Source organism: Salirhabdus sp. Marseille-P4669 (assembly GCF_900240405.1).
GTDB lineage: Bacteria > Bacillota > Bacilli > Bacillales > Alkalibacillaceae > OEQK01.
This window is the reverse complement of the sequence record NZ_OEQK01000007.1, coordinates 226,041-250,390: the sequence shown is the minus strand read 5'-3', so window position 1 is coordinate 250,390 and position 24,350 is coordinate 226,041. Positions and strand designations below refer to the sequence as shown.

30 protein-coding genes and 1 rRNA gene are annotated in these 24,350 nt (G+C 40.5%); 3 read left to right on the top strand and 28 right to left on the bottom strand.

Annotation, left to right across the window (positions count from 1 at the left end; genetic code table 11):
* Both C1A05_RS14520 and C1A05_RS14515 read right to left on the bottom strand, forming a co-directional pair.
* Positions 1-207: ribosomal RNA gene (locus tag C1A05_RS14520) — 16S ribosomal RNA — on the bottom strand; the annotation flags it as partial.
* Between the two features lie 526 nt (positions 208-733).
* Positions 734-1,603, bottom strand: a complete 870-nt coding sequence (locus C1A05_RS14515; protein WP_102028954.1) for a nucleotidyltransferase-like protein — start codon at positions 1,601-1,603, stop codon at positions 734-736.
* Positions 1,604-1,831: 228 nt separating this feature from the next.
* Here C1A05_RS14515 and C1A05_RS14510 point away from each other — a divergent pair, with 228 nt between their 5' ends.
* Positions 1,832-2,206: a YgzB family protein gene (locus C1A05_RS14510; protein WP_102028953.1), complete on the top strand. Its 375-nt coding sequence runs from the start codon at positions 1,832-1,834 to the stop codon at positions 2,204-2,206.
* Between the two features lie 151 nt (positions 2,207-2,357).
* On the opposite strand, the gene perR is transcribed toward C1A05_RS14510, so the two are convergent.
* The 6 genes from perR to C1A05_RS14485 all read right to left on the bottom strand — a co-directional run bounded on the left by perR (position 2,358) and on the right by C1A05_RS14485 (position 5,756).
* Positions 2,358-2,795 carry a peroxide-responsive transcriptional repressor PerR gene (gene perR, locus C1A05_RS14505; protein WP_102028952.1) on the bottom strand — a complete coding sequence of 146 codons (438 nt, stop codon included), beginning with the start codon at positions 2,793-2,795 and terminating at the stop codon, positions 2,358-2,360.
* A 126-nt stretch (positions 2,796-2,921) separates the two neighbouring features.
* Positions 2,922-3,479: a cob(I)yrinic acid a,c-diamide adenosyltransferase gene (locus tag C1A05_RS14500; RefSeq protein WP_102028951.1), complete on the bottom strand. Its 558-nt coding sequence runs from the start codon at positions 3,477-3,479 to the stop codon at positions 2,922-2,924.
* A 2-nt stretch (positions 3,480-3,481) separates the two neighbouring features.
* A complete protein-coding gene (locus C1A05_RS14495; protein WP_102028950.1) occupies positions 3,482-4,432 on the bottom strand; it encodes a D-2-hydroxyacid dehydrogenase in 951 nt (316 codons plus the stop codon).
* Positions 4,433-4,610: 178 nt separating this feature from the next.
* The gene (gene bcp, locus C1A05_RS14490) at positions 4,611-5,078 is read right to left on the bottom strand and encodes a thioredoxin-dependent thiol peroxidase (RefSeq protein ID WP_102028949.1); all 468 of its coding nucleotides are present in this window, start codon (positions 5,076-5,078) and stop codon (positions 4,611-4,613) included.
* Between the two features lie 64 nt (positions 5,079-5,142).
* The gene (locus C1A05_RS18085) at positions 5,143-5,289 is read right to left on the bottom strand and encodes a hypothetical protein (RefSeq protein ID WP_159462085.1); all 147 of its coding nucleotides are present in this window, start codon (positions 5,287-5,289) and stop codon (positions 5,143-5,145) included.
* A gap of 47 nt (positions 5,290-5,336) precedes the next feature.
* Positions 5,337-5,756 (bottom strand): potassium channel family protein, encoded by a 420-nt coding sequence (locus C1A05_RS14485; RefSeq protein WP_159462084.1) that lies wholly within the window; start codon positions 5,754-5,756, stop codon positions 5,337-5,339.
* Positions 5,757-6,076: 320 nt separating this feature from the next.
* Here C1A05_RS14485 and C1A05_RS14480 point away from each other — a divergent pair, with 320 nt between their 5' ends.
* Entirely contained in the window at positions 6,077-7,915 is a 1,839-nt protein-coding gene (locus C1A05_RS14480; RefSeq protein WP_102028947.1) for a monovalent cation:proton antiporter family protein, read from the top strand.
* A 96-nt stretch (positions 7,916-8,011) separates the two neighbouring features.
* Here C1A05_RS14480 and C1A05_RS14475 read toward each other — a convergent pair whose 3' ends face one another.
* The 11 genes from C1A05_RS14475 to C1A05_RS14430 all read right to left on the bottom strand — a co-directional run bounded on the left by C1A05_RS14475 (position 8,012) and on the right by C1A05_RS14430 (position 15,961).
* Positions 8,012-8,476 (bottom strand): GNAT family N-acetyltransferase, encoded by a 465-nt coding sequence (locus tag C1A05_RS14475; protein ID WP_102028946.1) that lies wholly within the window; start codon positions 8,474-8,476, stop codon positions 8,012-8,014.
* 62 nt (positions 8,477-8,538) lie between these two features.
* Entirely contained in the window at positions 8,539-9,123 is a 585-nt protein-coding gene (locus C1A05_RS14470) for a DUF1062 domain-containing protein (RefSeq protein WP_102028945.1), read from the bottom strand.
* A gap of 397 nt (positions 9,124-9,520) precedes the next feature.
* Positions 9,521-9,841 carry a hypothetical protein gene (locus tag C1A05_RS14465; protein ID WP_102028944.1) on the bottom strand — a complete coding sequence of 107 codons (321 nt, stop codon included), beginning with the start codon at positions 9,839-9,841 and terminating at the stop codon, positions 9,521-9,523.
* A gap of 28 nt (positions 9,842-9,869) precedes the next feature.
* Entirely contained in the window at positions 9,870-10,499 is a 630-nt protein-coding gene (locus C1A05_RS14460; protein WP_159462083.1) for a VanZ family protein, read from the bottom strand.
* Positions 10,500-10,582: 83 nt separating this feature from the next.
* Positions 10,583-11,551: a phosphotransferase enzyme family protein gene (locus tag C1A05_RS14455; protein ID WP_159462082.1), complete on the bottom strand. Its 969-nt coding sequence runs from the start codon at positions 11,549-11,551 to the stop codon at positions 10,583-10,585.
* A 281-nt stretch (positions 11,552-11,832) separates the two neighbouring features.
* Positions 11,833-13,113 (bottom strand): histidine--tRNA ligase, encoded by a 1,281-nt coding sequence (locus C1A05_RS14450; protein ID WP_102028941.1) that lies wholly within the window; start codon positions 13,111-13,113, stop codon positions 11,833-11,835.
* 229 nt (positions 13,114-13,342) lie between these two features.
* Positions 13,343-14,113, bottom strand: coding sequence for a GNAT family N-acetyltransferase (locus C1A05_RS14445; RefSeq protein WP_102028973.1), 771 nt, complete (start codon positions 14,111-14,113; stop codon positions 13,343-13,345).
* 85 nt (positions 14,114-14,198) lie between these two features.
* The gene (locus C1A05_RS14440; protein ID WP_102028940.1) at positions 14,199-14,618 is read right to left on the bottom strand and encodes a DUF3139 domain-containing protein; all 420 of its coding nucleotides are present in this window, start codon (positions 14,616-14,618) and stop codon (positions 14,199-14,201) included.
* Between the two features lie 14 nt (positions 14,619-14,632).
* Positions 14,633-15,028 carry a hypothetical protein gene (locus C1A05_RS17885; protein ID WP_145997322.1) on the bottom strand — a complete coding sequence of 132 codons (396 nt, stop codon included), beginning with the start codon at positions 15,026-15,028 and terminating at the stop codon, positions 14,633-14,635.
* Positions 15,029-15,086: 58 nt separating this feature from the next.
* The gene (locus C1A05_RS14435) at positions 15,087-15,560 is read right to left on the bottom strand and encodes a hypothetical protein (RefSeq protein ID WP_234998558.1); all 474 of its coding nucleotides are present in this window, start codon (positions 15,558-15,560) and stop codon (positions 15,087-15,089) included.
* Between the two features lie 101 nt (positions 15,561-15,661).
* Positions 15,662-15,961 (bottom strand): hypothetical protein, encoded by a 300-nt coding sequence (locus C1A05_RS14430; RefSeq protein WP_102028939.1) that lies wholly within the window; start codon positions 15,959-15,961, stop codon positions 15,662-15,664.
* Positions 15,962-16,134: 173 nt separating this feature from the next.
* Between C1A05_RS14430 and C1A05_RS14425 the strand changes: the two genes are divergently transcribed.
* Positions 16,135-16,965 carry an MBL fold metallo-hydrolase gene (locus tag C1A05_RS14425; RefSeq protein ID WP_102028938.1) on the top strand — a complete coding sequence of 277 codons (831 nt, stop codon included), beginning with the start codon at positions 16,135-16,137 and terminating at the stop codon, positions 16,963-16,965.
* Between the two features lie 43 nt (positions 16,966-17,008).
* On the opposite strand, the gene C1A05_RS14420 is transcribed toward C1A05_RS14425, so the two are convergent.
* The 9 genes from C1A05_RS14420 to trpE all read right to left on the bottom strand — a co-directional run bounded on the left by C1A05_RS14420 (position 17,009) and on the right by trpE (position 24,217).
* Positions 17,009-17,443 carry a hypothetical protein gene (locus tag C1A05_RS14420; protein WP_102028937.1) on the bottom strand — a complete coding sequence of 145 codons (435 nt, stop codon included), beginning with the start codon at positions 17,441-17,443 and terminating at the stop codon, positions 17,009-17,011.
* 55 nt (positions 17,444-17,498) lie between these two features.
* The gene (locus C1A05_RS14415; protein WP_102028936.1) at positions 17,499-17,705 is read right to left on the bottom strand and encodes a hypothetical protein; all 207 of its coding nucleotides are present in this window, start codon (positions 17,703-17,705) and stop codon (positions 17,499-17,501) included.
* A gap of 125 nt (positions 17,706-17,830) precedes the next feature.
* The gene (gene trpA / locus C1A05_RS14410; RefSeq protein WP_102028935.1) at positions 17,831-18,619 is read right to left on the bottom strand and encodes a tryptophan synthase subunit alpha; all 789 of its coding nucleotides are present in this window, start codon (positions 18,617-18,619) and stop codon (positions 17,831-17,833) included.
* Complete coding sequence (gene trpB / locus C1A05_RS14405) at positions 18,616-19,815, bottom strand: tryptophan synthase subunit beta (RefSeq protein ID WP_102028934.1); 1,200 nt, start codon at positions 19,813-19,815, stop codon at positions 18,616-18,618. The genes trpA and trpB overlap by 4 nt, the downstream gene beginning before the upstream one ends.
* Positions 19,812-20,426, bottom strand: a complete 615-nt coding sequence (locus C1A05_RS14400) for a phosphoribosylanthranilate isomerase (RefSeq protein WP_102028933.1) — start codon at positions 20,424-20,426, stop codon at positions 19,812-19,814. The genes trpB and C1A05_RS14400 overlap by 4 nt, the downstream gene beginning before the upstream one ends.
* The gene (gene trpC, locus C1A05_RS14395) at positions 20,423-21,202 is read right to left on the bottom strand and encodes an indole-3-glycerol phosphate synthase TrpC (RefSeq protein WP_102028932.1); all 780 of its coding nucleotides are present in this window, start codon (positions 21,200-21,202) and stop codon (positions 20,423-20,425) included. The genes C1A05_RS14400 and trpC overlap by 4 nt, the downstream gene beginning before the upstream one ends.
* Entirely contained in the window at positions 21,199-22,230 is a 1,032-nt protein-coding gene (gene trpD / locus C1A05_RS14390; protein WP_102028931.1) for an anthranilate phosphoribosyltransferase, read from the bottom strand. The genes trpC and trpD overlap by 4 nt, the downstream gene beginning before the upstream one ends.
* On the bottom strand, positions 22,193-22,816 hold the full coding sequence (locus C1A05_RS14385) for an anthranilate synthase component II (protein WP_102028930.1): 624 nt from the start codon (positions 22,814-22,816) through the stop codon (positions 22,193-22,195). Before C1A05_RS14385 ends, trpD begins: the two co-directional genes overlap by 38 nt.
* 3 nt (positions 22,817-22,819) lie before the next feature.
* A complete protein-coding gene (gene trpE, locus C1A05_RS14380) occupies positions 22,820-24,217 on the bottom strand; it encodes an anthranilate synthase component I (protein WP_234998557.1) in 1,398 nt (465 codons plus the stop codon).
* Positions 24,218-24,350: the final 133 nt, after the last annotated feature.

Genomic DNA, 24,350 nt, shown 5'->3' with positions numbered 1-24,350 from the left:
CATCCAAAAGTATTATCCGGTATTAGCTCCGGTTTCCCGAAGTTATCCCAGTCTTACAGGCAGGTTGCCCACGTGTTACTCACCCGTCCGCCGCTCGTTCCACAAGCGCACGCCCCGAAGGGCGATTGCTTGCTTCCCGCGCTCGACTTGCATGTATTAGGCACGCCGCCAGCGTTCGTCCTGAGCCAGGATCAAACTCTCCAATAAATTGTTTGATTAAAGCTCATAAATAGTAAATGGTAATGTAAATTACCGAATTGACGTACTGGTTGTTTTGTTCAGTTTTCAAGGTTCAAATGTTTATCGCCTTCTCAAAAGCGACTTTTACATCATAACATTTTCAGTCGTCGTTTGTCAACAACATTTTTGAATTGTTTTTGTCGCAATCTCTCGCAGCAACAGTAACTAATTTAACATAGTTTTCAACAGGAAAGCAAGAACCAATTTTTGGATTAATGTTTCCTTTTGTGTTGTTGTCGTTTCAGCGACGGATATAAATATAACATGGAAATAAAATCACCGTCAACACTTTTTTCTAACTTTTTATCAGGAAGAAAGAAAACACTCTTATTAACAACTTTATAAGAATAACAAATCGAATCAAACACAACAACTACTATATGCACCTATCAGGTAGCTGCCACACTATTTAAGAAAGAAATAGCTTTTCGATCCCTCAAGTAAGAAACGAAAAGCTATTTCTCTACTATCTTATCTATTAAGAGGTTCCCTTTTATTCCATTACCTTATACGTACGATGATAAATTCCCTGTCCTTTTGTTTCTATATTCACAACCGAAACAATATGACGCTCGACTAAATATTCAAGTAGTGCACTTAAATCAAGTGCATATGGTTGTACGGCTGGATGTACTTTTAAGTCGCCAATCGACCAGTTGACCTTCGTGTTCATCACATCTAATAAATATTGCGAGCAGGATTTTGCACGGGAATTGATTTCAAATTCCGTTGCCAGCAGCATTAATTCTACTCGTTTTTCCGTAGATTCATGACTATGGGTTAATTCTTCATATAGCTTATAGATGTCTGGAGAGATTTGCTTCACCTGTTTCCATACGGTCACTTCCGGGTGAAGACCTTTTTCGATAACTGCTAATCTTGCTAAATAATGTAGAGAACGTACCATTTCATTATACGCATCTAGAAATTGCTTTGTCTCAAACAAATCCTTCGATTGCCGGTAAGAACGGATCAGCTTCGCAAATTCGATAACCTTTCGTAAGCCCCGCTTCTCCTCTGGAAAGACACGAAGCTCTTCCTTTAAATTCTCGACAAATTCATTGCGATCGAATACGACCTTCCCATTGATGACCCATTCCAGCATACTGCGATATCCACTTGTCTCAATCCAATGGTTCAGCTGCCGCTCATCGACAATGTGCATCGCGGCACTCTTCTCATCGCCATACTCATAATGCTTAATGTACCACGGGTCCTCAGCATCCTTAACGATAATCAACAAAATGCTATCAAAGTTATCTGTGATTGGGCTTATCGGCTTTTGCTTTTCTATATACAATATCCCCAACGTATTCGAATGGCTTGCTCTCTCTTGATAAATTGGTCTTAACAAATCCTCCATGCTCAACGCCTCCAATAAAATCTATAAAAACCTTCGTCTTTTGTTTTTCAAACGAAGGGCCTTTCCAGAAAAATTCGCACTGTAATAAAATGTCTTTACTTATTTCTACAGCAAAATTCCAAAATCCTTTTTCCTTGTCATCAAATATCAGATAAAATTATGCTATACTTCTATTGATATAAATTGCAACAAAAAAATGAGCATCTATTGAAAAAAGGAGGACAACCTGTGGCGTTAAAATATAAAAGTAAAATTAATAAAATCCGTACTTTTGCCCTTATATTAGTATTTGCTGGTATGATTTTAATGTATATTGGCTTATTCTTTAAACAGCACGAATGGTTAATGGTTACCCTAATGATTCTAGGTACCATTTCGATTATTCTAAGTACTGTTGTATACTTCTGGATTGGCTTGCTCTCTACCAGGACCGTCAGTATTATATGTCCAAGCTGTGAGAAACCAACCAAAATGCTAGGACGAGTAGATATGTGTATGCACTGTGACCAACCATTAACACTTGATAAGAACCTAGAAGGTAAAGAATTTAACGAAGACTACAACTCCAAGAAGAATAATGCGGAAGAAACACATAAAATGTAAATGCCCAATTTAAACAAAGCATACTTTGATTATATTAAGCTCGAAATCAAAGTATGCTTGTTTTTTATTTACGTTACAGCTCACACAACAAACGAAACAAGCAATAAAAAAACTAGGTTCCCATAAATGGCTCCTAGTTTCTCAAATGCTATTAATGCTTCATTTCTTTACAATCATCACATTCACCGTACACTTCTAAACGATGATGACTTACATTAAATCCTGTAACCTGCTCTGCAAGGGATTCCACTTCATCCAGCTTCGGATAATGGAAATCCACAATTTTTCCGCACGAATTGCAGATAATATGGTAATGATCGGACGTCTTGAAGTCAAATCGACTGGATGCATCCCCGTAGGATAACTCACGGACTAATCCAATTTCACGAAATACTCGCAAATTATTATAAACCGTCGCAACACTCATATTCGGAAACTTACCTTCCAATGCCTTATAAATCTCATCAGCTGTTGGGTGTTTCATCGACTTAATTAAGTATTCCAACACGGCATGACGCTGTGGGGTAATACGTACACCTGAATCTCTCAATAAATCCAATGCTTCCTGGAGTTGGTCTGCCACCGCCATGCACCTCTCTTTCGTTATTATTTATACGCTCTTTGGACGTCACCTATTTTTAAAGTATTATTCTTACTTTATAATCTTTACAATTAGTTTATCGTGGAGTTACTATATTTGTCAATTCATGTACATTTAGACGTCCGTATTTAACAAAATTTCTGTTCCACCTATCTTCACATTCACATAGCGAGCAGCAACAAATAACAGGTCAGACAAGCGATTTAAATACGCGCGCACTAATCTTGCACTCTCCGAATCATCCTCAATCGAAACCGCGACCCGTTCTGCTCTTCTCGTAACCGTTCGTGCTACATGAAATGCAGCTGATGCTTTATGTCCAGAGGGAAGAATGAAGTTTTTCAGTGGTGTAAGCTCTTGATCCCATTCGTCAATTTGCTGCTCTAGCTCCTCAATATGCTCCTTCTTTAGCTTCCACATTACTTCTTTCCCTTTTGGGGTAGCAAGCTCCGCTCCAACATGGAACAAAATCGTCTGCACCCGGTGGAAAAAGGCGAGAAATTCCTCTTTCTTCTCCCAATCTCCATCTACATAGCTTAGCGCTAAACCAATCATCGAATTTGCTTCATCACACGTACCGTAAGCCTCTACTCTATTGTCATTTTTCGCAACTCGTTCTCCATATATTAAAGAAGTGGTTCCCTTATCACCAGATCTCGTATAAATACGCAAAGTTAGTACCCCCTTTTTGGATCGATTACATTAATCAAATTGGTGTTTCCTGCTTTATATGCTTCTAGGTTCTTTTTAAAGATTTCAAACGCCCGCGGCTGGTAATGTCTTGATATCCCAGATAAATGTGGTGTGATCGTTACGTTTGGCATATCCCATAATGGATGCTCCGCAGGCAACGGCTCTTCTTTAAATACATCGAGGACGGCATGCCCAATTTCCCCTTGCTCGAGCGCTTGGATCAAATCCTCCTCCTTCACCACATCTCCTCTTCCCATATTCAGAAAGACGGCTTTTTCCTTCATCGCCTGGAAATGCTGGAGACGGAAGAAGTCCTCTGTATCCTTCGTCTTTGGTAAAATCGACACGACAAAGTCTGCCTCATTTAAGCGAGCCAGCATCGCATCCGTTGTAATGCTTTCGTCAAAATACTCCGTCGGGCGAGCACTTCTCGATACCCCAATCGTCTTCATCTGAAAAGCCTTTCCGAGTCTTGCTACCTCTTGACCTATTGCTCCTGCACCAACAACCATCAAGGTGCTGCCGGTGATTTCCGTCATTTTTACGGAGCGATCCCATTTATGCCCTTTTTCATTTTCATATAATTGCTTTGCTTGTCTGGACACTTGAAGGAGCATGCCAATCGCGTATTCTGCCATTGGGGTTTTATGTATCCCTTTCGCATTTGTAATGAGAATTCCTTTTTCTGCAATCTTTTCAAATGGCATACGGTCGAGTCCTGCGGAAATAACCATAATCCATTTCAATGCGGAAGCCTTTTCGATATGTGCTTCTGTTAAATCTTCACCGTATGTAATCAATACCTCCGCTTGCGGCAAATGCGCTTCCGCTTCCTCGATATCCTTACAAAATTGGAATTCCACATCTGGAAATGTATCGATTAGGTTTTGTTGTATGCTTTGTTTCACCTTGCATGATGTTAGTACGTTCACGTTTTTGCCCTCCTGACAAGTAGATATCCTACTTTCAGAATACATGATTTTTTCGCTCCTTGCATTCCATACTATATATATAAACAACCATTTCTTGAAATATTAATAAAATTCCTGCTAATAGGTATTTTTACCCCAAACAAAAAAAGCCTCTAGATTTCTCTAGAAGCTTCCCTACTTACAATTCTTCTTTAATAAATTGCAACGCCTCATCTACATGGCCATCTACCTTCACCTTGCGCCATTCCTTCACCAGATTGCCTTCCTTATCAATGACAAAGGTAGAGCGCTCAATGCCCATGTATTCTTTGCCGAAGTTTTTCTTCAGCACCCATACACCATACTCTTCTGCCACTTTATGCTCTTCATCTGCTAGTAACAAAAACGGCAAATCGTGCTTGTTAATAAACTTCTCATGGCGATCCAATGGGTCTGGGCTTACGCCAAGAATCACTGCATCCAACTCCTTAAAGCTTTCATGGCGATCACGGAAATCACAAGCCTGTGTCGTACATCCAGGAGTCATATCCTTCGGGTAAAAGTATAATACGACATGCTTTCCTTTATAATCGGAAAGCTTCACCTTTTCCCCATTGCTTGCCAGTAGTTCAAAATCTGGTGCTTTCTTTCCAACTTCAACTGTCATTTGAATCCCTCCAACGTGTTTGTACTAGCTTTAGCGTAGCGAATATTAGCGTGAAATTCAAACATCAACACTTATTTCCGCCACAGCCTAAATCCAGGACAATTTTCCCTTTAATTGGGACCCTTTCTTCTATAAACTGTACCCAAGAATAATCTGCTTCTCTACTAGCATAGGTGTTTCTGTTTTTCGCATCATGAAAATCAATCGTCATCCAAGCCGCCTCCTCTTCATTATGCTTCCATTATAAACCAATACGCTCTATCGCATCGGCTTATTGCTTCGGTTCGCATCATTCAAGACCCGTACAAAAAAGGCGGATGGTAATATGTATCCGAGCATCGCTTCACTTAGCGCAATGTACTTGCCAATTCCAATTGGAGAAACATCCCCATAGCCAACGGTCATTAAGGTCACGCCACTAAAATAGATGGCATGTCCAAGTCGGTCCAATTGCGAATGTCCCTGCCAATAGCCCTCATCTAATACAGGAATTCCTTTTTGGGAAAGCAAAAAGTAAATCAACCCATATCCAATCATCAACGTGATATACACCATTACCAATATGTAAAACTGATCAAACGAAAATCGACCACGTATTGCATCTCTCCGCTTAAAATAAGCATAAACACAAGCTGCCATTAAATAGACGATTAATAAAAACGACATCCATATGAGCATACGCATCACCCTAGTTGAATGTATGCTTGTCTAATCGAAAAAATACGCAAAGAAGAGGCTAAAGTTTCATATGACAGATAGATGACAAAGGAACTTAGTAGAGCGTAAAGTCATGAATTGTCCATCCCTTGGGAAGTATAGAAAGCAGGAAATTACAAAAGGTAAAGGGAGGTACTGGGAATTTTAAAGGAATATTAAAATTCATCGAATCCGAGATATTATTACTTTATTTCTAATATTTTTTCCTGTATATTAATGACTTAATTAAGGAAGAAAGCATCATTTCCTTCAAAAATAAACTCACAAGAAAGGAAGGTCATATGGAAGGACATACATCCGTAACCTCTTTAATCATCGTATTACTCGCAGCCTTTATTACTCCAATTTTATTAAAGAAGTTCAAGCTAACAATCATTCCGGTTGTTGTTGCTGAAATCATTGTTGGGTTAATAATTGGTCAAAGTGGTTTCGACTTAGTGGAACCTGATGCGTGGATTAATATATTATCTACTTTAGGCTTTATATTTCTTATGTTTTTAAGTGGTGTTGAAATAGATTTCTCCCTCTTCAAGAGCAAAAAGAGTCCTAAGGCACAATCGAATGAAAAAAGGGAGCCAAACGGCTTTCTTGTTTCGATGATCATCTTTATCTTTATTTTGATCATTTCGTATCTCATCTCTTATGCCCTACAGCTAATGGGCTTGGTAGACAACGTATTCTTCATGACCCTTGTTATTTCTACGATTTCGCTTGGGGTAGTAGTTCCAACCTTAAAGGAAGCAGAAATTATGAATACAGGGATTGGGCAAATTATTTTACTCGTTGCCGTTATTGCCGACTTAGTAACGATGGTAATGCTTGCTGTATTTGTTTCCCTACATGAAGAAGGCGGCAACATGTGGCTATTATTAATCTTGTTTGGCGCTGGTGTCTTGCTTTACTTTGTTGCGAGGGTATTCAGCAAAAGGCCATTTTTTGAAACGCTACAGACTGGTACCGTCCAAATCGAAACGAGAGCAATATTTGCTTTACTGATGATTCTAGTTGGGCTATCCGAAACCCTTGGAGCAGAGAACATCCTTGGTGCATTCTTGGCTGGGGTACTTGTTTCCTTATTAAATCCAAAGAAAGAAATTGTCAAACAGCTCGACTCTTTCGGTTATGGATTCTTAATTCCCATCTTCTTCGTAATGGTTGGGGTAGAATTAAATATTTGGGAGCTTTTCCAGCATTCTAGTGTGTTTGTTTTAATACCATTGCTATTTATCGGATTGCTTCTATCCAAGGTAATACCAGCATTAGTGTTGAAAAAATGGTATGACTGGAAGACGGTCATGGGGGCAGGCTTCCTGCTCACATCAACATTATCCCTTGTCGTTGCAGCCGCAAAATTAGGGGAAGAAATTGGCGTCATTGATACGGTTATGTCTTCTGCATTGATATTACTTGCAGTTGTCGCTTGTATCATTACACCTGTCTTGTTTAAAAAGATCTTTCCTTTACAAGAGGTCAAGGTATCGAAAAAAACCGTTCATATTGTTGGTGCAAACCAACTTACATTACCGTTATCAAAGGAATTGGATCACGAGCAATACGATGTGAAGCTATTCCACACATCTGCTACGAACAGTGATGTAGACCGATCGAAGTTCGATATACAGCTAATTGACAGCTTTGATAAAGAAGTGTTAGAAGCGAATAACATCTTTGATTGCGATATTTTAGTAGCGACAACAAATGATGACAAACGCAACTTCGAAATTTCGGCCTATGCTCAGGATATTGGCTTAAAGCATATTGTGACACGCATTGAGTCACCTGAAATTAGTAAGGAAGCAATCGATCGTAAAATTCACGTCGTTTCTACGATTTTCTCATCGAAAGCCATGCTAAAAGCAATGGTGGAGGCACCACACGTTGCAGATATCTTTGCAACAACAGAGGAAGGTCTTGTAGAAATTGAAATGAAGAACCGTGCATTCGACGGACAACAGCTAAGAAACTTCCCATTCCTTGGCGATTCCATCATCGTACGAATCTTCCGTGACCACGAATCCATCGTGCCCCACGGGGATACGGAGCTACACTTAGGCGACCGATTAATTGTAACCGGAAGCCCAGAGAGTATTGAGGAATTGAGAGAGACACTTAGAAGATAGTACGGATATTTAGCTGTATGCAAATCGAAAATTTTTTCAAGCCGAAAGCGGAAGTGTATGTTCCGTTTTCGGCTTGTTTTATATTTATTTACGGAGTTAAGATTCAAACTTCAGTTTCAACCCTTCATGTGTTGCTTGAAAGCCCAATCGTTCATAAAACCGCAGGGCATCCTTTCTTTTTTTATCGGTCGTTAACTGTATTAAGTGGCAGCCCCGCTCCTTTGCCCGCTGAATGGCATAGGTAATCAGCTCGCTTCCAACACCTTTCCCTCGAACACAGGTAGCTGTTCGAACTCCTTCAATCGTTGCTCTCCATCCTCCTTGATAGGTGAGATAAGGAGTATACGTCACTTGCTGCACACCAACGATTTTCCCATCTAAAACCGCAACGATTAACTCATTATTCGGATCGCTTTCAATCGTTTGAAATGCCCTTATGTAGCTTTCTGGAAGAGGCTGTTCATAACGCTCCCGCTTACTCCCCAATTCATCATCCGAAAGCATTTCCACAATACAATCCACATCTTCTCTCATTGCTTCTCGAAATTGTAAACCTTCCATGAGACTCCTCCTTTAAAAATACGAGCTATACCTTTTGATGTATAGCTCGCATTTGCTCATCTTTAGCCAGTCCATAATTCCATATTCTTCTTACACGTCACCTGCAAGCCATCTACGACCTTACTTTTCATACTCATATCGGGTTCCAGCAATATATGCCCATCCTCAGCCAGCTTTGTTACAGCTGACCTTGAAATCCCCATAATTTCCGCAAGTAGTTTATCAATACGAAGGCCAAAATCATAGTTACAGCACAGCTTCATCGTTATTTCGTTCGACACAGAGTCGAACATTTCCTTTTTCACTTCATATTTAATATTTGTATTCACAGCAGAGCATAAGCTTCTCAACATCTTAATTTGAAAGGCATAGTGCCAAACCGTTTCTTTATCACTACTCCTAAATTTCTCCAGTACATTGGAATCGAACTTCCGAACATGCACTCGGGAGAATATCGGATAATTCCAAGTCCCCTCACAATGCACACAATTATAAATTAGCCAAATATCCACAAGCTTTTGATTAGCATTCACTCGAAATTTTTCACTGCAGTAAAATTCTGTCGTCTGTTTGCATTTGCTACAATTCCGGTTTACAGTCGGTGTTTCCTTTGCAATAATTTCATATATCATCTGATTTGAACTCATTTCGCTCCTCCTATTTTCAGAGGAACGCCAATAACGTTGAATGGAGAAAAATTTCCATTAGAATAACGAGACTCAAGTTGGCGCCAGCGTTATTAATCATGATCACGAAAGGTTCGTAAATCAAAAAAACGGAACACCTTATAGGTATCCCGCTTTTGGATGTAAATCAACTGATTATCCCGCGTTCCCTGTAATGGCTAAAAATAGGCACACTTCTCCCGTCACTTGAACGACTCCGTTCAAAAAGAAATGCGCTATTTAGTTGCTTAACCATTACAAGTTTGTTGGCAAATCAGATTCCACCTTCCGTTATCTCCTAACTATAAGTATACAGCGACTGGTGTTTCTGTCAATAAATTCCGATAACCTTTCATCTTCAACGAACGTTATAGGAATACTAGATTCGCTTCCCTTGTAGCTCCTCCTTAGACAAAACACGCCAACCATGCTCCTGAAGCCGCTCCACATATGCATCCACGCTTATTTCTTCCTTTTCCACCATAAGCGGTGTTAACGACACAAAGCATTCATTAGTAGCATAATTTAAAGTTACTTTTACTACTTCATATCCATTATGAAAACCCGGATGGAAGCCCGGATCATCCAGAATATCCCCTTGCACAGGACGGAAGTCCGATTCCACTGTTTTCACAAGGGTCTCCTCGCGAGGGCTCTCTGCATGAATGGAGGAAACAAAAAGTAATAAGTGAATTTTCAATTTGATTACCTTCTTTCTTTCTAATTACTTAGCTTATTTTATTGACGTCTAGAGTTTGTTTATTAAAATATGTCTTTCCAATCAACCAAATCAAGAAAGCTACATAGCCACCTGATGTATTTAGCAATAGATCATCTACATCCGTTCTCCCAACCATGAACAGTAACTGAGTGACCTCAATTGCTAAAGAAGTTGCAAATAGTAGAAGAAGCGCTCTTGCTGGTGTATCCATTTTTTTAAACAACAAGTGAATGTATATCCCTAATGGCATAAGCATAATGAAATTTCCAATAATTTGTTCACTCACTATGCTGTAGTCGTTCAAAATTTCGAATGGTGTGAGGTTTATCCCATTAAACCAGAATTCATTTGCTACGAAATTCTCCCAAGATAAAGGAAACACAGTTAAGTAAAAAACAGATAACGCGTACACATAAAAACTCGCCAGAACAATCATTTGCATAATATGTTGTAGCTTCCTTCTATATATATCCACAATTACGAAAATGAATAAAGGTAATGTATTCGTTAAAATATCGATTAAAACAGCAAATGTAACTTCATCAAACAGGAGATACCCAAATCTAGCATCTATTAATTGAACCATTACGAATAAGAACGGAAGTAAAGTTAGTACTTTTTGTTTCCACAATCTCACAACACAACCTCCAAAACGCATCAAATTGCTTTTCTAAATCAGCCTATAATTAATGTGAGCCGCATTCTCTTTTTAATCCTGGCTCAAAAACGCTCTCTTTCCCTTTGAAAGCCACTTCGATAATCCTCTATTTTCAAACACAACGTTGCACGTAACCCTTCCAACCATTCTGGATGCTCCGGATTACGTTCCACATCTACTGTTTTTACTAGTTTCGCAAAGCTAATCAAATTATGGAGCCGTAAAAACATTGGGATATGGGCAATTTCTTCATCTGTTATCGCAGTTTCACTCCGGTAGCCTTGTAAAAATTGCTGAAAGCTTGGATCCGTCAGTTCTACCTTTTCCACAAATAAATCTCTTAGTGCAAAAGCAATATCGGCACAATACCAGCCATCCAAGCTACTCTCAAAATCTACTATTTGAAATCCATCCTTCCAAATCAAATTATCCAATTCAAAATCAAAATGAATTCTCCCAAAATTTTGCGGTGTCTGTTTTAGAGATTCGAGCCAATTGTTTACGACTGCCAATTCGTGACGTGCCGAATGCTCACTTTCTGGTATGATATCGGATGCTGACATGAAAGCTTTAGAAAGTGTATATTCTCCACGTTTTTTATATTCCTTTGAGTGCTTATGAAGTTCCCCTAAGGCTTCTCCCCACAAATAAAATTGGGTTTTCGTTAGGTCTTCCATTTCATACTGCTCCCCTTCCAAAAAGGTGAAAACCGTAGCATAAAAGGTTCCTAACGAGCTTTCAAGTGTCTCAACCAAATTTCCTGCAATTGATGGATAAGCTTGATGAACCGAAAGCTGTTTTTCCTCCAAATAAGCAAGGTAGGCAAGCTCTTGATTAATCTGTTCCACGTTTCCTTCAGGCGTCAATCGCAATATAAATTTTTTCTGATCCCGTTCAAAGTAAAAAATGAACGTACTACTTGCTCGCATAAATCGTACAGATTCTGGGTCATATCCCCATTTTTCTAACGCTTGATCCACAACCGCGTCACCAGATTCTAAAAATGCATTCATAATTGACAACTTCATCATAGATATGTTCCTCCTAATTTTGAGCAAGAGCATAAGAATTAGGATATCTACGTGCCCGATCTTTATAGTCAAAATAAAAGGACCATCGCATCCTACGATAGTCCACTTGTTAATTTATCGATTTGTTTGTACACGGAAGATAAGATATTGGGAAACGTAGCACTTTTGCTCTTACATGAAATTTTTCCATAACCACAATATCACCTTCCTTTTTTCATTATTTCCTAACATTGGATATTATAGCAAATAGAGATCCCATTGTATACCATTTATCTTATAATTCAGAATTTAAATATGAATGCTTCAACCGTTTCTTCACCAGTACGCATATCTTTTACTTTCAGTTGATTGTTCCTCACTTCCTCTTCTCCAATAATAATTACATAGGGAATGCCTTCCTTATTGGCACGGTCTAATGCTTTTCGTAATTTCTTATTACTCCAATCACACTCTACTTTAAAGCCCTTTTGTCGATAGGCCGTCGCAACTGCGAGCGCTTCTTTTTGCGCGTTTAGAGGAATGATATAATAGTCGACTTCCGCTTCTTTGGCATTATTCGTTTGTTGAATCGCTGCATATAGGACATCCAAACCAAAGGAGATTCCGACTGTTGAGAAGCTTTCATTCGTACCAATCAGCCCACCAATCGCATTATCATACCGCCCACCACTGCCTATGCTGGATTTTATCGATTGATCGGTTAAGAAAATCTCATATATCGTACCGGTATAAATTTCTAATCCCCTTGCAAGAAAGGGGTTGAATACACATTGCTTTTCCACATCAAAGGAAGCTAAATACGATTCCAATTCGGTAAGTTCCGCTAAGCCCATTCGAACTTGCTCATTTTCCTCCTTAAATGCTTCGAAATAACGGAAGCTTGTATTACGCTCATCGGTTAAAAACTGTTCAATCGAAGCAATCGTCCTATCCGATAACTGTAGCTCCGTTAACTCGTTTACTACCGCAGATAATCCTACCTTTTCGAGCTTATCTAAAATGAGTATGACTTTATTTACCTTTTCCGTAGGCGTTTCAAAAACTTCTAGCATACCTACCAATACTTTTCGATTGTTGTATTGAATGGTCACTTGTAGACCAAGGCGCTCGAACGCATCCAATGCCATCATCATTAACTCCGCCTCGGCAATTTGCGACTCCACCCCAACCATATCAACATCACATTGCGTAAACTCTCGATATCTCCCTAGTTTAATAGGTCCATCTCGGAACACCTTGCCTATTTCATATCGTTTAAAAGGCATTCCAATAGTAGGATTCATCGCTACCACCTTGGCAAAAGGGATGGTCAGATCATAGCGCAGTGCTAAATCTCTTTCCCCACGGTCGGTTAAAGTATACATTTCCTCTAATATTTCGGCACCCCCACCATATTTCGATGCAAGCAGCTCCGTGTAATTTAAAATAGGTGTCTCCAACGGCTTACAACCATATTGAATAAAGACATCCTCCAATGTCCGGCGAATCTCTCTTCGTATCACCTCGTCATTTGGCAAATAATCCTGGGTACCCTTCACATTTTGATAATCCATTTTCTTCATTTTCTATTCCTCCTTTAATGTAAATAAAAAAGAACCGCACTTGATTTAAGTGTTTTACTTAATCAAATGCGGTTCATGAGAAGTAGCCTTCCTATATACGATTATGAAAAAATCGAATAGCAAGGCTAATTGTGATGATGATGTAGTTGAGAACTATTTATGAAATAAGTGCGTGACGCCATGTGACCACCTCAAATTTGTATTAATTTATCATAGAAATGAAAACTTTTCAATCCGATAATGAAACTTCCTTCAGCCGCTTCAATGCAGAATGCGCTGTAAGTCGGTGGTAACCGATTAATTTTTGTTTATAAATGACGCCATATATTCCATATGGAGTAGGCGATAGCTCGAGCAGCTCCGTGCGACTTTGAAAATCAATCACCTCTACAGGTAACCCGAGCTTATTTGCAGCCAGAACCACATTGTCCGTTGCTACATCTACAAATGGGCATTGATAGGTACGCAGGATGGTTAAATCATCGAACCGCTCCAGCCGCTCCTCCCAATCATCTGGAAAATATGGCTCCTCTTGCGTTGCGTCCAATTTATAAACAAGCAATGCAAAGCCATAGGGTGCTTGAGCAATTTCTTCAAACCCATTTTTCAAAAACACATCCTTACCCGGCGTCCAGGATGTTTCTTCATTAGTTACTACAATGACACCAGCTTTATTCTCTCGCTTCGCATACGCTATACATTGTTGAATAAGTGTCGTGGCGTGTCCTTTTCCAGTTAGTTGAACCCACAAGCAGTGGATGACGATGTAATTTTCCCCATAGACCACTCGTGAAGAATGCTCAATCGGAGTATACTCTATAAATCCCGCCACCTTATCCTCATCCATGATTTTGATATACTGTAAGCCATCTTGAAACTGCTTCATCAGCCAATCATTTTTATTTTGATATCCGTCTGACTTCGGCTTGCTTCGTAGGCAAAAACAGCCCGTTTCCGCTAGATTTGTTTCATTAACCTGTATGATGGTATCTACTTTCAATTTCGTTACCTCCCTTTTTGGGTGTGGTTTATATTCCGAAACCAAGTATTCTCCTATTAACCTAGTAATTCATAAACCTTTCATCCTACCTATTTTCAAGGGAATTTATACAGGTTTCCTCGCTATGTTTGGAACCTGTCTCTATGGAATAGTTCACACCATCAGAAGTTTCTCGATCTTTTTCACAGAATTGATGCACTTCTTTTCCCTTTTTCGTAACACCATAATAATAGGTAGTATCGGGTTCGTCTTTGAAAACTACCATATAATGCCCATGATAAAAATCATTGTTTATTGTATGTTTTGGTTGGACATAACCTATCTCTTGAAAGTCTGTATCTGTATACCCTTTCTCCTCCAAATAGGGTGGGATGTACTTATTGGTAATGTATTTATGTAAAGGGTTACCATTATTTAATGAATAAATAAAATAGACTGGAATTGCAACGATGATAATAATCACCATTAAACTTATAATTAAAGATATTTTCTCTCTCTTATTCATACCTTTAGTCTCCCCTAAATCTGTTCCCTCTTCTTATTAAAGTAAAAACAACATACGAAAGCCACAACGTAAACAACGGATATAACCAATGAAAACATAGCATAGTTTAAATCAAGCAATACATTAATACCGAATAACGGGGTTGTGAACACGACATAAAATAGATACTGTATGGATGCTAGTGCATCTAGTATTGGATACGTTGTGATAGTAGACTCAAACATTTTGATCAAATAAATGAATAATCCAGAAATGATACCAAAGATAGAGAATATAAATAGATTTTTCGTACCTACTTTGGTATACAGAAGCAATGCTAGCAACACGAATAAGCTTGCGAGCAAATGAACTATTTGTATTGTTGAATCAGGATATTTTAACGATGGTACGATATTTAATAATAATGCCAATACGTAAAAACCAATTAATACGAATAAATGTTTGTTTGTAATGTCCGCTTCCCCCTCTCTACTTCACCTCAATCACAAACGCATAAAAAGCATCCCCATTCGAAACATTCGGGTCCTCATCATCCAACCACCATACTCCATAGGAATAATAGTAAACGCCCTTTTCATTTGGAGCCTGAAAACGGTTGTCCAGTACATCGACCTTTACTTCCTTCTCTTCGTCTATTTGGATAAGCTCTGTTTCCGTTGGTTTTGGTTCATAGTCCATTACAATAGTGATCATGTCACCTGCGTTCACTTTAATCGTTTCCTTATCCTTTACCAATTCTTTTGGTCCAGCTGTATCTACACAGACTCCTTGATCTCCTGCACCCCAGCAATATGTTCCGAGGGTTGTTTCATATGTATCCTCATTGATTTCAATCATCGCATTTGGAGGTTTGGAGCCGCTTAGTTCCGCATCGTTGTAAGAGCAGCCGAACAGCATCATTCCTAGAATAAGTAGTACAACTGTAATTCGTCCATTTTTCATTGTAATCCCTCACTATTGTTTGATTAGTTACAACCTAATAGACGTCACGTATTGATTCTTGGTTACATTTCCTTTTATCTGGCGCTTATCCAACAGCATCATTACTCTTGCTCCCATCTAAAAAAAGCCCAATTAGAATAAGGTTCATCTTTTGTACGCAACGGTCCTGGATGCACCATGTATCTCTCATCTACTGCGGTTATATTTGGGATATCGGCAATAACCTCCGTACAGGCAACACTCAAGTTTTCTTTCTCCTCTTCTGTTGGTGCTTGATCAAAATAGGCATGCCAAACGAGAAGATGGCCCTTTTCTATTTTCACTTTTAAACCTTTTAGTTTCTTTGGAATGGCACCAATTAGAGCACGATGGCAGCTTAATCGAAACGATGTGTTTTGCATCACCTTAACCTCCGAAAATCACACTATTACCATATTTTACATGTAAGCATATTGTGGTACAACCTTAAATTAAAAATTTGCTATTAAAAAGGAGAGCAGACCCTCCTCCGACAAAAACAAGTAATGAATACTCATTCATTTTGTGATAATCTTGAACAAAGGAGGTATCCTACATGTTGTTGAAGAAGCATTTTACCAAAGAAACAATAAACAATGTTCATATGGCAAATGGTACCGTTTCTTTTCGAGGGATTCGCTTGAATGTACATTGCTTCGTTGTGGATGGGGTGTTAATTGATACGAACGCTAAATCGCTGAAAAAGGAATGCATACCATTTTTTAAACAACAGGATATCGATCAGGTAGTCATTACCCATTATCATGAGGACCATACTGGCTGTGCCTCTTATTTGCAGCAGGAGCTGCATTTACCGATTTATATGAGTGACGGAAAGCTGGAATATTGCACAAAGAAGGCAGATTATCCCCTTTACCGGAAAGTATTTTGGGGAAGTAGAGGTCCTTTTCATGCACAAGCGCTTGGCAAAACCTTCAAATCCCGAACTGCTACTTGGGATGTCATTGAAACACCTGGTCATGCAATGGATCATGTTGCTTTTTTAAATCAGGAAACAGGGCAACTATTTACGGGAGACTTGTACTGTCAGGAAAAAACGAAGGTTGTGTTACGCGAGGAGAATATAATAACGACAATTGCATCTTTGAAGAAAGTACTTACGTATCATTTCGAGGATGTATTTTGTAGCCATGCTGGATATTTGAAGAATGGGCGAGAGGCATTGCAAAGAAAGCTTGCCTATTTAGAGGAGCTGCAAGGTACGGTGATCCAGCTACATGAGGATGGTCATACCCCAGTAGAAATTCGCAATCAGCTTTTCCCAAAAAAATATCCAATCATCCTGTTTTCATCAGGAGAATGGGATTCGTTACATATGATCAACGCCATTCTTGAAAATCATCTTCAGCACACCCATTCTGCTTAAAAGAAAAAGCGTTAATCCTCAATCGATTAACGCTTCTCCTTTCTTACTTGTAGCGATGCCATACAAACCAGCCGTCTTCTTTACTTTTTGCTAAGTACACTTGTCCTTCTACTGCACTGTCACTTTTTCCTTCCCATAGTGGAAAGTGCAAGCGAACCAACCAAGATTTGTCTGCTACCTTTTCTCCACAATAGTTTTGTGCCATTTTGTAGTACACCTCATCCTTGGCTTTTCCGACTGTTTTCGGTAAAGGAAGGGCTGTTTCTACGTCCCACTTGGAAAAATAATTTCCATAGTCACTTTCACTATATGTACTCGGCACAAGCTTCTTCAATGCTTCTAATAGTTCGTCCTTGTCATTTGCAGATGTTTCGATCAATTGCTCTCCAGAAGGACAATTCACTTTTGCCTGTACAGTAAGCTGAAATGGGACAAGGCACAATGTGAGTAAAGATAAAAGAATTCCTATTTTTTTCATCATCCATCACCTCAGTAGTAATGTCCCATAAAAGGAATAAGATTATGCATGATTTTTATCCATAAAAACCAAGAACGTACAGTAGCGCGACACCAACAATCGTTACACAAAGACCTGTTCCACAAACGATGGACGTCGTTTTACCGCTCTTTGTATCAAACCAAACAACGATTGCAACAATAAGCGTTAATAAACAGCCAAAGAATAGTGCTGCATAAGGATTCGTTGGTTGAATCCAATCATACCAGTGTAGAAAACCCATCCCCTCATCACTCCAATCTTTTTAAGTGCATTGTGACATAACGCTTTTCAATGAGAGGAAACTTTATTGAAATTTTACACTTACGTGGCAATTGGTCTGCATTCCGAATGCAGACCACGCTCCCCTTATGACACGCTTATCCCTTTACTTGCCTTCACTAACTTTAAAATTTCATCCTGTTTCCCTTCGTTCCACAGCGTAATAATTTTACTTCCGACAATGACACCGTCACACATCGCCCCAATGCGCTGAACATGCTCTGGTGTGGAAATACCAAAGCCAGCTAACACTGGGGTTTGGGCGTAGGATTGAATTTCTGCTAAATGCGTTTCTAAATTGTCGTGGACGGCACTCCGCTCCCCTGTGATTCCGTTCACCGTTACAGCATACAAAAATCCTTCCGAATGCTCAGCAATTTTTTGGATGCGCTCCTTTGGACTTGTTAAGGAAACGAGCTGGATCAAAGCAAGATCATTTTTCCGTAATGTGCCACGAATCATAGCGGACTGTTCGAAAGGCAAATCCGGTATAATGAGGCCACTTACTCCAGCTTCTCGAGCCTTTTGGCCAAAACGCTCCAATCCCAATTGATAAATGGGATTAAAATAAGTCATCAATACTATCGGTACATAGACGTCTTCTTGGATTTCCTTTATATAATGCAACACATCTCGTAGTGAGGTTCCTTGTTCTAAGGCGCGCATCCCTGCTTCTTGGATGGTCGGTCCATCTGCAACTGGGTCGGAAAATGGAATGCCAAGCTCGATTGCTGTCACACCCGCTTCCTGCAAAAATACTATTTTCTCCTTTAGCGTATCGAGTCCACCATCCCCAGCCATTATATATGGAACAAACGCCTTTTCCCCATTGTCTTTTACCTTCTGAAAAGCCGCATCGAGTTTATGCTTGCTCATGCATCGGTCCCTCCTAACAATCCTTTTATCGTTTCTACATCCTTGTCGCCACGGCCAGATAAACAAATCACAATCGACTTAATGGTAGGCAGATTTTTCGCAAGTTGAGCCGCGTAATACACCGCATGGGAGCTTTCCAATGCTGGAATAATTCCTTCTGTTTTGCATAATAGCTGGAATCCTTCCAATGCTTCCTTGTCGGTAACCGACGTGTAATGCACCCTGCCAATGTCCTTTAAATAACTATGCTCTGGACCGACTCCGGGATAATCGAGTCCTGCCGATACGGAATGCGCTTCTTGAATCTGACCATTGTCATCCTGAAGCAAATACATCATGGCCCCATGCAAAGCTCCAACAGACCCTTTCGTTAGGGAGGCTGCATGTTCATCAGTATCGATTCCACTGCCGGCAGCTTCCACACCGTAGAGCTCCACCTCCTGGTCCTCTAAAAAGGGATAAAACATTCCCATTGCATTGCTTCCTCCACCTATACAAGCAACAACAGCATCTGGGAGCCTATTTTCTACTTCCGCAAACTGACGCTTCGTCTCATTCCCTATAACACTTTGAAAGTCCCGAACGATAGTAGGAAACGGATGTGGCCCGAGCACCGAACCAATAATATAATGGGTATCCGCAACATTTGTTACCCAATAGCGCAATGCTTCATTTACGGCGTCCTTTAACGTAGCACTGCCTTGCTTAACCCCTATTACCTTCGCACCTAACAGCTCCATACGAAACACATTTAGCTTTTGCCTCTTTATATCCTCTTGCCCCATAAATACAACACATTCTAGATTTAATAGAGCACAAACAGTTGCTGTTGCTACCCCATGCTGTCCTGCACCAGTCTCGGCTACTATTTTTTGTTTCCCCATCCGCTTTGCTAGTAAGGCTTGCCCAATCGTGTTGTTAATTTTATGTGCTCCGGTATGGTTCAAATCCTCCCGCTTCAAATAGATTTTTGCACCGCCAAGCTTTTCGGTTAAGTTCTCGGCAAAATATAATGGATTTTCCCTACCAATATAGTTTTTTAAATAATAGTTTAGCTCCTCTTGAAATTCCGGATCACTTGTTGCTTCCTTGTACGCCTTTTCCAATTCAATGACTGCTTGCATAAGGGTTTCTGGAATATAACGACCTCCATATATCCCAAATTGCCCCTGTACATCAGGCTGTGCATATTTCATTGCTTCATCCTCCCTTTCGCTTCATCGATAAATGCTCTTAGTTTCACCAAATCCTTTTCCCCAGCTGTTTCAACCCCGCTGGAGACATCTACTACACCAGGCTTTACGGTTTGAATCGCTTCCTGAACATTCGCTGGAGTTAAGCCACCTGCTAGCATCACCCTGCTCCGATCCATTTGAACGTCCTCCAGTATTCTCCAGTCAAAAACCTTGCCATTTCCACCTCGATATTTCCCACCTGCACTATCTAGTAAATAATAAGCCGTCTCATATTCCATCACTTTCGCTAAGTCTAATCTCGATGTAATCGAAAAAGCTTTGATTACTGGAACGGAGACATTTCTACAAAAGGAAGGGGATTCCTCACCGTGTAGCTGTACAAAATCTAGCTTCACTTCCCTAATTGCCGTCTCCACTTCTTCCAACGTCGGGTTCACAAACACACCAACCTTTTGCACAGGCTCTAGTACAGTTGCCGCTAACTCCTTCGCCTGCTCTAACGAAATTTGACGCTTGCTTTTCGCAAACATGAACCCGAGAAAGTCCGCTCCATCATCCACCGCGGCCTGCACTGTTTCACTATTTTTCACGCCACATATTTTCACTTTCATACCCGCTCACCAAGAGGTACGGTAAAGCTTTGAATGACATCATATATATCCTCCGCCTCCATTAACGTTTCTCCGACTAAAATCCCTTTTGCCCCAATACGTGCTGCTCGTTCTGCATCTGCTTTTGTCCGAAAGCCACTTTCACTGATAAGCAGCTTTTCCTTTACATCTAGCTTTTCCGCTAATTTCTCCGTCACCTCTAAGCTCACTTGAAAGGTTTTTAAATCTCGATTATTTATCCCAATGATCGTTGCCCCAACAGCTAGAGCATCCGCTAATTCCGCTTCATTATGAACCTCCAGCAATACTTCAAGCTCGGCCAATGTGGCGTAGTCATATAATTGCTGTAGCTTATCCTTTGGAAGTGCTGCCGCGATTAGTAGGATGACGTCCGCACCATAGGCCCTTGCTCTATCGATTTGCACCGTATCTACAATAAAGTCTTTACACAAAATCGGAACATCCACAGCTTCCCTTACACTTGCTAAATCCTCCATAGACCCTTTGAAAAATGGCGTGTCTGTTAGAACTGAAATCGCACCAGCTCCCGCATCTACATATGCCTTCGCTTGCTCTAATGGATTCACATCCGGGCGAATATCCCCTTTGGAAGGGGATGCCCGCTTAATTTCTGCCATAACCTGTAACGTCTTGCTTTTTTGAAAAGCGTGGAACAGTGACCGGCTCGTTCTCCGAGTGGATTGTGGGAACTCTGTCTTTTTTAACGCTTCGATTTCCTTTGCTTTTTCTTTCAAAATCGTATCTAATATGGTCATGGTAACGCCACCCCTCTATTTTCGCCCTGACGAAAAGCAATAAGGCCGTGTAGCTTTTCCAGTGCCCTCCCGGAATGAATGCTTTCCTTGGCAAGTTCAATACCTTCTTTTACTGTCTCTACACTTCCATGGGCAAAAAAGGCAAGGCCCGCATTTAGTAAGACGGTTTCGTAATAAGGACCCGCTTCGCCATTTAGGACACGTACTAAAATCGCTGCATTTTCTTTTGCATCTCCACCACGGATTGCCTCAATAGGATAATGATTCAGTCCAACCTCTTCCGGACGTAAGGTGAAAGGAATGAGCTCTCCCTTATCCAAAAGAACCAAATGATTTTCACCAGCTAATGACGCTTCATCCATGTATCCTGCGCCATTTACTACAATGGCCCGCTTCCTTCCTAGCTTATGAAGGACACTGGCCATCATCATGAGGCGATCTCGCTGGTAAATGCCAAGTAGCTGAGTATCGAGGTTTACTGGATTTGTTAAGGGACCAATCATATTGAAAATGGTTGGTACCTTTAGAGCTTTTCTCACGTGCATAATTCGCTTCAGGTTTGGATGAACGTGCGGGGCGAATAAAAATGTAACCCCATTCTGGTCAAGCATCTCCTTCATTTCCTCGGCTTGAAAGGATAAGGAAACACCTAAATGCTCCAGCACATCTGCACTACCTGTTTTGCTCGATACACTTCGATTGCCATGCTTCGCAACCTTCACTCCCCCTCCAGCTAAGACAAATGCCGATGTTGTACTAACATTAAAGCTTTGTACACCATCCCCACCTGTGCCACAATTATCAAAAACATTCGCATAGGACTTTTGAAAGGGCATCGCATGATTGCGGAGCACACTTACTAGTCCCGCAATCTCCTCTGCTGTTTCTCCTTTTGTCGTCAATCCTACTAAAAATGCAGCAATTTCACTATCTGTCACATCCTGCTCAAACAATTGCTGTGACGCCGCTTTTGCTTCCTCTATCGTTAAATCAGTACCGTTCATAATTTTTCGCAAGTATCGTTTCATTGGACAGCATCTCCCTTCGAATTCCATTTAGAAAGTTTTTCAAAATCGCTTTTCCTTCCATCGTTCCAATCGATTCCGGATGAAACTGCAGGCCATATAAGGGATAATCCTTATGCTTGATACCCATCATTTCCATGTCATCCATTGCCGTTGCGGTAATTTCAAACATTGCCGGAAGTGTATTCCGATCAACGACGAGTGAGTGATATCGCATGACCTCTAGTGGAATAAGGAGCCCTTCGAACAGACCTGTTCCCATATGGGTAATACTAGATTGCTTTCCATGCTTAATCGTTTTTGCTTCTGTAATGGATGCACCAAAAGCGGCTCCAATTGCTTGATGCCCGAGACAAATTCCGAGAATCGGTATCCTTTTGTAAAAGGACTTTATCACGCTAATACAAATCCCCGCGTCTTTCGGATGACCTGGTCCTGGGGATAAGACGATTGCATCTGGCTGTATTGCTTCTAGTTCTTCGATCGTGATTTTGTCGTTACGGATTACCTTTACTTCCTCCCCAAGCTCACCAAAATATTGGTAAAGGTTATACGTAAAGGAATCGTAATTGTCGATGAGTATAATCATCTTCTACACCCCCAGTAGCGCTTTAGCTTTATTCCAGGTTTCCTCATATTCGAGCTCTGGCACCGAATCGAGCACGACTCCTGCACCAGCCTGAACAAAGGCTTGATTTCCTTTAAGGACCATCGTCCGAATGGCAAGCCCAAAGTCTAGGTCCCCATTTCGATTGATATAACCAACTGCTCCTGCATAAACCCCACGTTTTAATGGCTCGAGCTCATTAATAATCTGCATGGCTCGTATCTTCGGAGCACCAGATACTGTTCCTGCTGGAAGGCAAGCTCGAAGTACGCGTAAACTCGTTTCGTGCTCCCTTAATATCCCTTTTACTTCTGACACCAAATGCATCACATGCTTGAATCGCTCTACTTCCATATATTTCGTAAGCTCTACACTGCCAAACTGACAAACACGCCCTAGGTCATTTCGAGCTAAGTCCACAAGCATGCGATGCTCGGCAAGCTCCTTTTCATCGGTTTGCAGCTCCTTTTCCAGGCGTATGTCTTCCTTTTCTGTTATCCCTCGTTTTCTCGTACCTGCGATTGGATTTGTGTACACTTCCTGTCCTTGCACCTTTGTGAAGCTTTCAGGGGATGCTCCAAGTACGATATATTCCTCAAAATCCACATAAAACATATATGGAGATGGATTCGATTTTCGCAAATGCCGATAATAGGAAAACGGATCTCCTTCAAAGCTCGCTTGTAAACGCTGAGATAGCACGACTTGAAAAATATCTCCTTTTTGAATATGATCCTGTGCACGTTTTACATTTTCTATGAAATGCTCCTTTGTGGTGTAGGATTCAAAGGATGCTGTCTTCATTTTGTCGTTGCTAAATTCCTGGCTAGAAGGGGTGGAAAGCTGCTTTTGAATCGATTGCATTTCCTTCTGCAAAGCATCCTTCGACTTCCTTCCAGACCCGTTTGATAGAACAATGTATATTTTCTGTAATTGGTGATCCAGCACCACTACCTTTTCGTAATACATGAGATGGGCATCTGGCATGTTTACATCATCTCGGGGTATGTCACCAATTGTTTCGAATTGCCGGACGACATCATAGCCAATATAGCCAACTCCACCTCCAAAAAAGGGAAACGGAAATGTCTCCTCCACCTTTACGATTTGTTCCTTCAGCACATCCATGAGCTCTGCTTCCAATTCCTCCACCTTATTTTCAAAAGGCTTTGTAAGGATGCACTTTCCCCCTATACCTTTCATTTCTAAATAGGGATCACAGCCAATAAATGAAAACCTACCAGACTTTTCGTGCTTATACGAGCTCTCCAATAAAAACTTCTTTTCCCCCTGCAGTCGGTGAAAAATCGAGATTGGGGTAAAAGCATCCCCTTCTACTTCCTCTACTAAAAATGCATCTCTTCTCGTCACATCTAAGCTCAACTCAACTATCCCTCCTTATTTATGAAAGAGGACGGGACAAACGTTTTTCTAAAAAGGAAAACCCGAACTTTGACTAGCGTGGAAATACCGCTATGGAAAATTAGTTCATGATTCACCTTCTGATTCAAACTGT